The sequence below is a fragment of the Malacoplasma iowae genome (genome assembly GCF_900660615.1).
Classification (GTDB): Bacteria; Bacillota_I; Bacilli_A; order Mycoplasmatales; family Mycoplasmoidaceae; genus Malacoplasma; species Malacoplasma iowae.
Genome location: NZ_LR215023.1, coordinates 556,928 through 571,495 on the forward strand (window position 1 = coordinate 556,928; position 14,568 = coordinate 571,495).

Annotated in this window: 7 protein-coding genes; 5 read left to right on the top strand and 2 right to left on the bottom strand. The window is 27.3% G+C overall.

Annotated elements, in window-relative coordinates; all coding sequences use genetic code 4:
- Positions 1 to 162 precede the first annotated feature (162 nt).
- The gene (locus EXC57_RS02235; protein ID WP_129692575.1) at positions 163 to 2,835 is read left to right on the top strand and encodes a hypothetical protein; all 2,673 of its coding nucleotides are present in this window, start codon (positions 163 to 165) and stop codon (positions 2,833 to 2,835) included.
- A 295-nt stretch (positions 2,836 to 3,130) separates the two neighbouring features.
- Here EXC57_RS02235 and EXC57_RS02240 read toward each other — a convergent pair whose 3' ends face one another.
- Positions 3,131 to 4,105: an IS30 family transposase gene (locus EXC57_RS02240; RefSeq protein WP_129692495.1), complete on the bottom strand. Its 975-nt coding sequence runs from the start codon at positions 4,103 to 4,105 to the stop codon at positions 3,131 to 3,133.
- Positions 4,106 to 4,675: 570 nt separating this feature from the next.
- On the opposite strand from EXC57_RS02240, the gene EXC57_RS02245 reads away from it, so the two are divergent.
- Positions 4,676 to 5,986 carry a hypothetical protein gene (locus EXC57_RS02245; RefSeq protein WP_129692576.1) on the top strand — a complete coding sequence of 437 codons (1,311 nt, stop codon included), beginning with the start codon at positions 4,676 to 4,678 and terminating at the stop codon, positions 5,984 to 5,986.
- Here the strand turns inward: EXC57_RS02245 and EXC57_RS02250 are convergent.
- Entirely contained in the window at positions 5,983 to 6,957 is a 975-nt protein-coding gene (locus tag EXC57_RS02250; protein ID WP_129692495.1) for an IS30 family transposase, read from the bottom strand. The genes EXC57_RS02245 and EXC57_RS02250 overlap by 4 nt on opposite strands.
- Positions 6,958 to 7,049: 92 nt before the next feature.
- Here EXC57_RS02250 and EXC57_RS02255 point away from each other — a divergent pair, with 92 nt between their 5' ends.
- The 3 genes from EXC57_RS02255 to EXC57_RS02265 all read left to right on the top strand — a co-directional run bounded on the left by EXC57_RS02255 (position 7,050) and on the right by EXC57_RS02265 (position 14,424).
- Positions 7,050 to 8,510: a hypothetical protein gene (locus EXC57_RS02255; RefSeq protein ID WP_129692577.1), complete on the top strand. Its 1,461-nt coding sequence runs from the start codon at positions 7,050 to 7,052 to the stop codon at positions 8,508 to 8,510.
- A gap of 10 nt (positions 8,511 to 8,520) precedes the next feature.
- Positions 8,521 to 13,059: a hypothetical protein gene (locus EXC57_RS05170; protein WP_159402890.1), complete on the top strand. Its 4,539-nt coding sequence runs from the start codon at positions 8,521 to 8,523 to the stop codon at positions 13,057 to 13,059.
- Positions 13,060 to 13,332: 273 nt separating this feature from the next.
- The gene (locus tag EXC57_RS02265) at positions 13,333 to 14,424 is read left to right on the top strand and encodes a zinc-binding dehydrogenase (protein ID WP_129692578.1); all 1,092 of its coding nucleotides are present in this window, start codon (positions 13,333 to 13,335) and stop codon (positions 14,422 to 14,424) included.
- Positions 14,425 to 14,568 lie beyond the last annotated feature (144 nt).

A 14,568-nucleotide genomic window follows, 5' to 3' on the forward strand; every position in this document is an offset into this window, starting at 1 on the left:
TATGTAAAAAATATTCATGTAATAATAAAAATATAAAAAAAATTATAAAATTTTATTATATACCATAATTTTGGTTTTTTAACACAAAAATATGCTTTAATATTGAAAATGAATTTTTTTAAACTTATAATAATTTATGTATAGTGTTATCGAGGTATATATATGGACTTTAAAAAATTAATTGTTTCTGAAGACAATAAATTGGTTCTAGAAGATTACAACTTAACAAGCGACGATGCTGAAATTCTAGACATTAATAAATCATTAAAAGATGTAGCTACTGATGTAGAACTACAAAATTTTATTAAAGAGAATGCTATAGATCAATCAAAAGTTTATTTTATTTGTGTTAAAGAAGATTTTGGAACAAACGAACAAATCATTGAAAACATTCCTGATGTTAAAAGTATTTATAAAGTAATTAAAAAAGTATTCAAAAAAAATAAAAATGTCTACTTCTTTGTGTACAACACTTACTTAAAAAATGATATTGCTCTTAACCCGTCATTAGAAACACCTTCAGTTTTTGAATCTCAAAATGCTGAAGTTAGTGACATAAATAATTATGATGATTCATTAAACGCACAAGAACAAGTTGATTATTATGATCAAGAACAATACCAAGATAATTATGTTGATGATGGTCAACAAAATTATGATGAACAACAAAATTTTGTTAATGATCAAAATGTAGAAGAAAATTATCAAGAACTTGTTCCAGAAAATAATGAATTTGTTACAAATGAAGAAAATAACACTGTTGAATTAAACAATTTTGAAAATGTTAATGAATATCAAAATGATGATTTAATGCCTGAACAAGAAGTTATTGTTTCAAATGATGAATTACAAGATGAAACAATTTCATTAAATGAAGTTCCAGTTGAAGAAGAAGTTGTTGTTCAAGATGAAATCCCATTTGATCAAGAAGTAGTTATTCAAGAAGAAACACCTATCCAAGAAGAAATGCCTGTTCAAGATGAAATTTATGTTGAACAAGTTGTTCCAACTGAAGATAATGTTCAATATCAAGAAGATGTTCAAGTTGTAAGTAATGACACTTTAGAAGATAATGTTGTTGATTATAGTAGCGAAAACGAAGTTGTTCCTGAAGAAAATTTTGAAGATGTAATTGATAGTAGTTGAGGTGATGAAGTTGAAGTTGTAACACAACCAAGCGAACCAGAAGTTATGTTTGCAAATGAATCACCAGCTGAAATTATAGAACCAACTGAAGAAGAAAGTTTAGATATAATTGATCAAACTCAAATTGAAGATGATATTGATTGAAACAATATTGAAGTAATTGAAACAGATCAAAACCCAGAAGAAGAGATTGTTGAAGTAGAAACTATTCCAGCAAATATTGTTGATTCAAATAATGATGATAATTGAAGTGATATGGAATCATCAAATAATGTATTTGATAATGACATAATTGTTTCAAATCAAAGTGAAACTCCAGATGAAATTAAATCTTTTGATACATTAGAAAGTTTAACTGAGATAACAGATGGATCAATTAGAGATGGATCTAATGAAATTTCAATTCCTGAATCATACTTCGATACTGAAAACGAAAATCAGCTTTCTTATGAAGATTACAATGAATTCCAAAATGACTATGAATTGAATGTTCATGCATTAAAATCAATTTATGACTTCATTTGAAGAATGCTAGTATTAAATAACTATAATTTAAAACTAAATGATTTATTATATTTAGCTGTTAACAATTTAGATGCTTTTTCTATTGGACAAAGTGACTTTGTTAGACAAACAGCAAACAAAGCTGAATCTTTATTTGATCTAATTTTACAATTAGACATTAAATTAGAATTTAACAACTCATTATTCTATATTTATTTAGCAGAATTCTTTGCTATCAAATCTAATAAAATTATAGTTAACCAAAAATTCTTAAATACATTATCAATCTGAGTTGATAAATCATCTAAAAATAAATTTGTTCAACAAGTTGAACAATTTGTAAACTACAGTACTGTTTATAATAAAAAAATTATTTTCTCATACTTTGTAGAATTGGCTAACTTTATAAAAGGGTGCATACCATCAATTAAACCAAGTTTATCATTGGTTGATGTTCATAGAATCTTAAGTAATAAATCTAAAAAAGTTAGAGAAGGAAATGTTTTTGGTTTCATAGTTGACAAAATTAATGAAATTTTTGCAAAAAATGGAATAACAATTGAATCTGAATTAATCGATACTCCAGATAGTATTTTTGGGGATGATAAAGATAAATATTCAGATGATGTTGATCAAAACTGAAAAACTCAATTATGTGAATTGTACAAAAGACTTGTATTGAATATTAGAGACTATGTGTTATCTAAAGGTAACAATGAAATGGATATCTTTAATATTTATATTGATATTAAAGATCTTAGAATGTATCATTCACCAATGGGAGATGTATCAGCTTTATCTCCGTCAACAATCCAATCACTTGAGTATGATAAAAACTATAGTACTATAGGTGATGCATTTAATAGAACTAACTCAATTGTTCCAAGTCAAAATACAGAAATTGATTATGAAAATTTCACAAGCTATATTCCACCTGTAATTGAAAGTGGAAATAATAATTTTGACTTATCTGAATTAAGTAATGGAGAAGTAAACATGGAAAAAAAATATATAGATGAAACTCTTGTTCAACCAGCAGTTCCAAAATTTAGTGCAGCAGAATTAGAAGATTCAATGTCAAAAAGAATTGAAGAATATGAAAAGAAAATTAAACAAAACATTGAAAGAATAGAAGCTGAAAGAAAACAACTAAGAGAAAAAATGGAAGCTTTAAAAAATCTATAATAACTATGAAAAATAATTATAGAAGGTCATTATCAAATTTAACTAACGACGAAATTAATAAGCACTATTATGAAAGAAAAATTTCTTTTCAGGAAGAATTAAAATCACTAAAAAGAAAAACATCAAAACATACAGAAATTTAAAAAATAATTTGTAAATTTATGTTTTAACAATCTGAAAATAGCATTCACTCTAATTTGAGTGAATGCTATTCCCTAACTGACATGTGAAGTGCAACACTTCAATGTTACATTAAACTCTCGACTTTGAAATATAAGTTGAGAGTTTTTTTGTTTTAAATATTTTCTTGATACATTTGGTAAGCTGTTTTATAACCAAACATTTTTCTTGGGATGTTGTTTACTTTTCATTCAAGAGTTTTTATTTTATCTTCACTTACTAAACTGAAGTCAGTTCCTTTTTTATATCATCTTCTAACTATCCCATTTATGTTCTCGTTGGACCCTCTTTGGAATGAAGAATAAGGTTGGCAATAATAAACTTTAAAGTTGAATTGTTTTGCAGTTATTCCCATCATTTGAAACTCTAACCCATTATCAACAGTGATGCTTTTTATTGGGAGTTTTTCATCTCGAATAATGGTATACATTTTAGCCATCATTGATCTAGCGTTCTTCCCTTTTATTTTTCTAATAATTGCCAACCTTGTTTTTCTTTCCACTAATGTCAATAAGTGGTAATAACCACTTTGCCTTTTACTAACTATTAGATCAGCTTCTCAATGTCCAAATTCTTTTCTATTGTTTATCTTTTCTGGTCTTAGACTATAAGGAATGCAGTATTTTCCATCAATTTTAGAAAATATACCTATTTTTCTTCTTTTTCCTTTAACATATTTTCTTCTTAAACAATCTCTTCTTTGTATCTTTCAAATCTTGCTATTGATTCATCTAAATACTTGCCTAGCACTTGGAACTTTAACTAACGGATAGTTTTCTTTTATTCAAAAAATTGTAGCTTCTACACCATGAGATTTAGGATTAAATTTTTGAATAAAAAGATCTGTGAAGTTTTTGTACTTCAACATAAAAAACATATGACAATTTGATTTTCTTCTAATGTATTTTTTGTGAGCAGTTGATGAATAATAAATCCCTGTTGAAGATGTGTTTCTTTTTAATTCTCTTGATATTGTTGATTTGTTTTTATTTAAGATTTTTGCAATCTTATTCATAGAATATTTTTCTTTATTTCAAAGAAAATAAATTAAGCATCTTTCTTCTTTTGTTAAATGTTTATAAGTTTTCATAAGCACTCCTAATATTCATTATCTTTTTATTAGTGAACACTTACAAACAAAACAAATGAAGTGCACACTCTTTTTTGAGTGTTGCACTTCACATGTCAATCGAGCAATAGCATTCACTCTAATTTGAGTGAATGCTATTTTTGTCTATTGATCAAAGAATTTGGGTAGTAAATTTTGATGAAAAATATTTTTTTAATAATATATTTTCTTATTTTTTATTTTCAAAAGTTAAAAAAACATAAAAAAATTTACAAAATCAAATAAATTTACTTTATTTTATAGTAATAAATTATATATATATGTATATATAGTATATTTTATGTTATATTTAATGTATGAAGGGTGATGAAGATAAAATGGGGGATGAAAAAATTAGATTAATAATAGTTAGTTATCATATGTTATTTAAATTATAGATATATAAATCAATATAGTTGTTAGTGATGTTTCAACTTATGCTTCTTTAATTTAAATGATTTTTTGAACTATCAATTTAATTTATTTTCAGAAAAATTAGAACTAATTTTAACTTTTTTACTATATAAAAGATAGATTATAAAGGGAGTATATATGAAAAAAGTGCTATCGGTAGGCTTTGCCTCAATCTTTTCTGCTAGTATTACAACATCAATGTTGGTTGGTACGGTTCATGAATTACTAAATTCTAAAGGTAGTAATTTACAATTTAAACATAACAATCTTTTGGTTAGTGATCCAAAAGTTAATAAATTATCAACAGATGATCAAATTCAACAAATACTAAGTACTGTTACTCAAAAAACATACTTGGGTGATATTGATGAAGCGACAAATGTTGGTGATTTTACATCTATTGATATTTCAAAATTAGCAGACATTGAATCAGGTAACGGTAAAATTGTACCAGCTTATTTAAAAATTGATGGAAAATATACTTCAAATATTCAAGAAGCTAAAAGAAGTCATGTTCAAAATCCTGTTGTTAAATATTTAGACAACAATAATATTGCTTATGATTCTGAAATGGAAGCAACAAATGCAATGGTTGGTGATATAGAAAGTTACTCAAATGGAATTGCATATTATGAAATAAAAGATTATTCAGATTTAAACAAACCAACATATAACATCAACCCTTTAAACAAAAATGATTTAAATAAATTAAAAGAACTAGCATTCTCAAATGCAGCAATTGATGGATCAGGTTTTGATGTTATGAGACTTCAATCTGATGGAGTTAAATATAGTAAAAATAACTACACTTGATATTCAACAAGTCTTATTGAAGACCAAACAAATAAATTAATAAACGACATGGTTCAAATAATTTATGACAACTCTTTATTTACTTTAACTAGTAACTTTGTTCATTATGAATGAATTTTTGGTTTTGGTTTTACTAAATATAATAGTTATATCCTAAGAGATTATTATGGTGTTTCAGATTCAGCTTTAAATAATTTGAAAAATGAATCTTATTCTGAACTTAAAAAATATTGGGGAAGTGATAAAATTGATTCTTTCCAAATTCAAGTTAATCAACACAACTTTAGTTGATATGATGTTTCAAAAAAAGCTAAAGAAGCATATGATGCAACATATAATAAAGCAATGTTATATTTTAACAACAACAAAGGTATGGAAGATTGTGCTAGAAAATTAGCAGATTTAGCACAAAAAATTGTTAACACTAATTTCCTAGGTGAATCAAAATTATCAACAGGATATAGTGATAATTATGAACAACTTAAAACTGAAATCAAAGGTAAAGTTTGAGGTGCTGTTAAAAATGAATTAGAAAAAACATATTCTAATTCCCTAACTGACATGTGAAGTGCAACACTTCAATGTTACATTAAACTCTCGACTTTGAAATATAAGTTGAGAGTTTTTTTGTTTTAAATATTTTCTTGATACATTTGGTAAGCTGTTTTATAACCAAACATTTTTCTTGGGATGTTGTTTACTTTTCATTCAAGAGTTTTTATTTTATCTTCACTTACTAAACTGAAGTCAGTTCCTTTTTTATATCATCTTCTAACTATCCCATTTATGTTCTCGTTGGACCCTCTTTGGAATGAAGAATAAGGTTGGCAATAATAAACTTTAAAGTTGAATTGTTTTGCAGTTATTCCCATCATTTGAAACTCTAACCCATTATCAACAGTGATGCTTTTTATTGGGAGTTTTTCATCTCGAATAATGGTATACATTTTAGCCATCATTGATCTAGCGTTCTTCCCTTTTATTTTTCTAATAATTGCCAACCTTGTTTTTCTTTCCACTAATGTCAATAAGTGGTAATAACCACTTTGCCTTTTACTAACTATTAGATCAGCTTCTCAATGTCCAAATTCTTTTCTATTGTTTATCTTTTCTGGTCTTAGACTATAAGGAATGCAGTATTTTCCATCAATTTTAGAAAATATACCTATTTTTCTTCTTTTTCCTTTAACATATTTTCTTCTTAAACAATCTCTTCTTTGTATCTTTCAAATCTTGCTATTGATTCATCTAAATACTTGCCTAGCACTTGGAACTTTAACTAACGGATAGTTTTCTTTTATTCAAAAAATTGTAGCTTCTACACCATGAGATTTAGGATTAAATTTTTGAATAAAAAGATCTGTGAAGTTTTTGTACTTCAACATAAAAAACATATGACAATTTGATTTTCTTCTAATGTATTTTTTGTGAGCAGTTGATGAATAATAAATCCCTGTTGAAGATGTGTTTCTTTTTAATTCTCTTGATATTGTTGATTTGTTTTTATTTAAGATTTTTGCAATCTTATTCATAGAATATTTTTCTTTATTTCAAAGAAAATAAATTAAGCATCTTTCTTCTTTTGTTAAATGTTTATAAGTTTTCATAAGCACTCCTAATATTCATTATCTTTTTATTAGTGAACACTTACAAACAAAACAAATGAAGTGCACACTCTTTTTTGAGTGTTGCACTTCACATGTCAATCGAGCAATTAGAAAAAACATATTCTAATTCAAGAACTAGCAGATCAGCTTCAACACTTAGTGATTATATTGTTGATAATTACAAATATAACTTCCAAGAAAACTTTGCTAAAAACGGTGACAACATAAAATATGCTATTTCATATAATGACTCACCATTATTTTTAATATCAGACACAATAATTCTTAAAATTAAAGATTATGAAGATTTCCGTGTTGATCCAAGAAGAGGTATAAAAAACTATCTTAGTTCAGTTTCAAAATCAAATTATGATTGAAGAAATGAAGCTAGAACTTCATTTATGAATATTTCTAATACATATGGATATGATAGAAATAAATCATTAAATCTAACAAAAGAGAATTTACTAGTTAAATATAATACTGTTAAAAAATATTCAAACTTTGGTTTTTATAATCATTCAGCATCTAGTAAATTTGATCCAAATGTAAAAATGATTGATAGATTGTATTTTCTTAATAATAATGTTACAGAACAACAACTTGAAAAACAATTAAACCGTAGAGAAGATGATGATAAATCATTATTAAATAGTCCATATGGAACTATTGAAGCAATCTATCAATACAATAAAAGTCTTAAGAAGTTTTCAGAAACTGGAGATCCATCAACAACTTTAATTAAAAATGTTAATGAAAATTCAATAGCTGATTCTAATGATGTTGTTTATTTATATAACAAAGACAAATCACCAGCAACAATCAAGTATGGTAGATATATAACTTATGGAAATAAATTTAACATTAGTTTATCAGATAGAAGTTCAAGAGTCATTGGTTCAACTGAAGAATTAAATTCTGAGTTTTATTTAGATAAACTTGGAAAACCAACAAAAAGGTATGATTTCTATGATTACAGTGGGAATTTATTAACATCAGAAATTATAAACAGTGTTAATGGTGATTATTCAGTATCTGAAAAACAAGCTTGAGAAAATGCTTTAAAGAAAATAAATGTTGATGCTAGTAAAGATTATGTTTTCTACCAAACAAATGGAACAACACCATCAACAACAACTGAAACTTTATATAAAAATAAAATTACAAAATTATATGTTTGTTACATACCAAATTATCAAACAAGAAATGTATCAAAATATACAACATATGATGTAAATCCTATTAACTCAAGTAATTACTATGGATTTGTAAGTTATGATGATTTAACAAAATTTGTTAAAGACTATGTATACACAATTAATGGATTAAATCCAATTGATCCAATACTTCCACCAGTTAATAATTCAACATCAAAATTCTATAGAGATGTAATTATTGGTACATGAAGTTCATTGGGAATAATTATAGCTTTAGTTGGATTCACTTCTTTATATTTCTGTAATGTTTCTACTAATAAGATTAAAACTAGAAGACAGCAAAGAGTAAGAACTCAAAATTGATGAAATAACAATGTAATGGGACCTGGTAGATAGGGAGTTTATTATGAACAAAAAAATAGGAATAAATCATAAAAAAATAAACTGCAAAAAATTACTTTCCAGTAAAAAACTTTTACTATTAGTTGGTTCTTCAACTATAGCAGCTGTTCCAGTTATTTCATCAATTGCTGTGGGCAATAGTTCAACAAATTTTAATTATTATAAAGGTGCTTATAATCTTGGAAATAAGAGTTTTGATTCATATAATTCATTAATGGATTATGTTAATAAAAATTCTAAAGTTGTTGATATTGAAGGATATAACTCAAAATGAAGTGTTACTTTAAATGGAGTAACAAAAACATATAGTGATCCAAATAAATTGAGAAGTGAAATTTATAATCAATACATTACAACAAGACGTGTGAAAACTGATGTTAATCTAGCTGATTATGCAAGTGCTAAAGGTGTTATTGGTTTAACAAATCAAGATGTTTGAAAACATATTAGTTATGACATTAATTCTAAAAACACTGTTTATCAAGGTGCAAATGACCAAGTGTTTAATTCCCAAGAAGAAGCTTACAAATCATATTTTCAAACTAAAGAAGGTTATCATTTCAATGGAATAAACTTTGATAGCAAATCTGATTTAAAACAATATTTAGAAAAAGAATATTTTCCAAAGAGAAATACTAATAACACAGTAGTAATTACTTCTCCATCTGGAAATTCACTTCCAATTGATTTATCTAAAGATGGTGCTTATAATGAACTATCTAGTTTTATTAATAATAATGCTGAAACAAGATTAAATTATAGAACAGATAGTGGTGAACAAGTTGATATTACAAGAAATAATGTTTCAACCCAAATGGATAAAGTTAATATAAATGATTTAAACTATGTTCATGTTCAATCAAATCAAGGTGAAAGCAGATATATTATCGATAATAAAGATAGTGCTGATTTAATTGGTCCATATTTTTATCAAGGTGTTTTAGATGTTACATCTTTTAAAAATAAGGATATGTGAAAAAAAGTTAATGGTGTAAGTAAATCAGTTTTTAATGAATCTAAAATAGATTCAACTATTGGTTCATTCTTTTCATCAATCATTAATGATGATAATAATTTAAATAAAATCCAAGCAGAAAATGGATCTACAAACACATTATTATTTAGAACGTTATTATCAATTGGTGAAGAAGGTGAATCTTACGATCAATGATTTTTAGAAGAACTTAAAAAATTAAGTCCACAACTATCAAAAGAAGTTATTGAAGCAAATGATTCAATGATGAGTGGTAAAAAGTATAATTCTTTTTACAAAATACCAGTTCTTTATAGTTTTTTATTACAAAGAGCTATAAGTTGAAATTTAGGTCAAGATGTTATTAACTTAATTATTGACTATTTCACTAATGTTTGTAACTTTATTCAAGATGTTTTAGAATTTGTATCACTTTATAGTCCAAGTTTACTGTTAAGTAAAGATAAAAAAACTAAATTTGATATGGTTAAATTTTTCCAAATTGGAAATCCTGAATATGATTTAAATACTTCTACAGAATATTTCTTGAATGAAATTAAAACACAATACCCAAATCTTATTGCGATGGCTGCTGTGTATTTGCAAGCTGAAAGTAATATTTCATTTGCTGGTGGAATGATTCCATTTGATTCTGTTGATTTAAATTACTTAATTGAAGACAATATAATAGCAGCTGAAGATTTATATTCAGTAAGAATTGAACTAAGAGGTGTTTATGACACTTTCTCTCAACTTAACACAGAAGAAATGGCTAAATACTTCGTTGTAAATAACCAAAAAGAAGAAATTAAAAAAATTCAAAATGATGAACCTGATAAAACTAAGTGAGTTGAAATTTTAAAAACAATTACTACACCTAGAACAAAACAAAATATGGAATTATTAATAAGTTCTATTGGGGCAAAGAATAACCAATATTATACTCTTGCAGAATCAGTTTTAAATACTGAAATAAAAATCTTTTTAGAATCTGGAGCAATAATAACTAATGGTTACTTGGATCAACTAAGTAAATTTAGTGGTTCTAAAGCATTATCAACATTTGTAAACTTTATCAAAGCTAACGAAGGTAAAGTTAGCTCATATAGAATATATTTAGCTTTTGTTTTAGATAGAAAATATAAATTAAATTATTTAAATAAAAGTGCTACTTCTAGTACAAGTGAATTTGCTAGAAGACTTGTATATTTAATTGAAATGATTTTTGGTACATCAGCTCTTGTTGGAAATTCATTATATAAACTTTATGGTGAAAGAAACTCAGTACCATCAGCTATTAATAATCCAACACTTGAACTACTTGATGAAAATTCTGATTATATTTACACAACTATAAACTCAGATGTTGGTGATGGTGGAAGTATCGGTGGAGGCTCTGGTGGTGATGGCGGAAGCATCGGAGGTGGATCTGGTGGCGGTTCTGGCGGAGATGGTGGAAGCATTGGCGGAGGCTCTGAAGGAGGCTCTGGTGGTGGTTCTGGCGGAGATGGCGGAAGCATCGGAGGAGGCTCTGGTGGTGGTTCTGGCGGAGATGGCGGAAGCATCGGAGGAGGATCTGGTGGAGGTTCTGGCGGTGGCTCAGGAGGAAGCATTGGCGGAGGATCTGGTGGAGGTTCTGGCGGTGGCTCAGGAGGAAGCATCGGTGGAGGCTCTGGTGGAGGTTCTGGCGGTGGCTCAGGAGGAAGCATCGGTGGAGGCCCTGGTGGAGGTTCTGGCGGTGGCTCAGGAGGAAGCATCGGTGGAGGCTCTGGTGGAGGAAGCATTGGTGGTGGTTCTGGCGGAGCTACTGGCGGTGGAAGCATTGGTGGAGGTTCAGGTACAAGACCACCAAGTGTTACCCCAGATGGTGACATGTGAGACAGAACTCTAAATTTAGGTAATGCAAATAGAGATGGCAAATTATTTCTTTCAAATGAATTATTTGACCTTAATGATGAATTTATAAACCCATATATTATGGCTGATGGTAAATTATCAACTGAACTAAAAATTGTATTAACAGATGCGCCAAGTGGATTTAGAGTTTCATCACCTGATCAAGATTATTCTGTGCTAGAAATTATAAGACAAAGTAATGAAGTTAGACCAATCAGCAGAGAAGGTGATAGATCAGTAATTATGGACCCGGTTGACAATGCGTCATTAAGTTCAGCTTATCAATTTAATGCTGAAGAAGAATTAGTTCAAATTCTTACTAATGATGCGCCTGATCGTCCTAATGTTCCAGATGGTCCTGATGGTGGTCCTAGCACACCAGATCGTCCAAACACACCTGATAGACCTAATAGACCTGAGAATGCTAGTTTTAAATCACAAAAAAAATCTTGATGATCTGGAGTTTCTTCTAAATTTAGTAAAGCTAAAGAAGTAGTTCTTACAGGTTTAAATTATGCATTAGAAATATTTGCAAGTGTTTTAACAATTACTGAAATAGTTTTCTTTATTTATGATTTATTTAAAGAAACTTATACTCAAAACTTTTACCAATACACAACAGCAGATGGTACAAGTTTCTATTGAAATGGTGGATTATCGGTTTCTAAGTATTTTGGTTTTGTTAACTATGAAATTTCAAATATTAATCAAATGGAACTAATTGACCCAGTAGCAATAACACTTCCACAAGTAGAAGAATATTATTACTATAATGGTATAAAATACTATGACTCTAGTGAGTTAAAGAGAAGAATATTATTAAATTATATTAATGGTGATGATTCTCCAAGAAACCATAAATTTAATAAATACTTTGCTTTAATAGGTAATGAAGATGCAACTTCAAAAACAATTGAAGAACTAACACAAAAAGTTATTAAAAGTTTAAATATTACTATGAATCAAAATGGATCTTTTGATATTAGTAAATTAAATAAAGAGTCACCATACATTCAAACTCTAAGTGCATCATATGATTATGGTTATGTTATTCCTGATAGTGATAATAATGTAACATTAATACAAAATATTGTTGATAATATCAGACCAGCTTATTTTGTTAAACTTCCATCTGTTGATAGTAATAATATTGCACAAGGACAAGCAGGAGAAATTACTAAATTACCTGGAAAATATTGAGATGGAATGAAAGTTGTCGAAAATGGAGAAATGCCTGATGTTTTATTTGACAACTCAGCAAACGATCTAAAAGAAGGTATTAAAGATCAAAATATTTGAAATAGTGAAAATTTTAAAGAATCTGTTTATACCACAGCAAGCTATCAATCGTTACAAAAGTTATATGAAACATTTAAAACTAAATTTAATATAGCAAGTAAAGAAGTTTTAAATATTGGTTTAAGTTCAAACAAATATAGTAATTTACCAAATAGCACTACAGTACAAAATATTTATCAAATAAAAGATGTAAGAACTAATAGAACTTATACTTTCTATAATTTAAGTGATGCAACAGAATATTTAAATGAAACACTTAATTTCAAAAAACATTTTGATAGCTTAGGAACTAAAATATTTTTTGAAGGTATGTATTTTGATAACAGAAGTCAACTAAATAAATGAGTTCATGAAAACATGGTTTTAATAAGATAAAACAATTTGTTTTATAAACTTTTATATAGCAAAAAAATTTTAAACATTAAAAATGATCATTACTTCATTTTTAATGTTTTTTTAATATTAAATATTGAAAAAATTTAACCAAAAGCAAAGAAACTAAATTAACAACACCATTTTTAGTACATTTTTTATAAATTTTTATTTTGATTAATTAAATAAAATTATTTTTTATAAAAAATTTTATTTTTTTTATGTTGTAATAATTTTTTAGCAATAAAATTGAGTTAGGAGAAAGAAGGTGAAAAAATGAAATCGGTAAAATTACCAAAAAAAATGAAAGCTTTAGTTTTTGTTAAAAAAGGAAAAATAGAAATAGTTGAAAAAGATGTTCCAACTGTTGGACCTAATGATGCATTAATTAAAGTTTCAACAACTACTATTTGTGGTACAGATGTTCATATTTTAAAAGGAGAATATCCTGTCAAATCAGGATTAACTATTGGTCACGAGGCTGTAGGAACACTTGTAGCATATGGTGATATGGTAACAGGTTTTGAATTAAATGAAATAGTGTTAGCTGGTGCTATAACTCCTAGTGGGCATTCAGCAGCATGTCAATGTGGACAATCATCACAAGATGGTCCAGAAGAAAGATTTGGTTATAAATTAACTAATGGTTGAAAATTTGGGAATAAGATTGATGGGTGTCAAGCTGAATATGTACTAGTAAAAGATGCTATGTATAATTTAGCAAGAGTGCCATCTAACTTAACTGATGAACAAGTTTTAATGTGTCCAGATATAATGTCTACAGGATTTTCTGGTGCTGAAAATGCAAAAATTAAATTAGGAGATTTTGTAGGTGTAATTGCTATGGGTCCAATTGGATTATGTGCAGCAACTGGTGCAAAATTATTAGGAGCATCAAAAATTATTGCTATTGATGGAAATGAAAAACGTTTAGCTATTGCAAAAGAATTAGGTGCTACTCATACAATAAATTACACAAAAGAAAATGTAATTGATAAAGTAAAAGAAATTACAGAAGGTAGAATGTTAGATTCAGCAATTGAATGTTTAGGAAAACAAGAAACTTTTGCACAAGGTATGAAATTATTAAGACCGGGTGGCACATTATCATCTTTGGGAGTTTATAGCAATGATTTAACAATCCCATTAGATACAATAGGTGCTGGTTTAAGTGATGGATCAATTAATTTCTCACTATGCCCAGGTGGTAAAGAAAGAATGAGAAGATTAATTGAATTGATTCAAAACAATAGAGTAGATTTAACTAAACTTGTAACTCATACAATGCCTTTTGATAAAATTGTAGAAGCTTATGATTTTTTTGCTAATCAAAAAGATGGTGTTTTAAAAATAGCAATTAAACTTTAATTAAAAAATATAAAATTATATTTATAATTTTTAACTATTAAATATTTAAATTAAAACCGGAATTGTAACATTTTGTAAATGTTGCAATTTTTATAAAATTTGTTCGAAATTAAAAAAATTAAACTAAATACGAAAATAAATTCA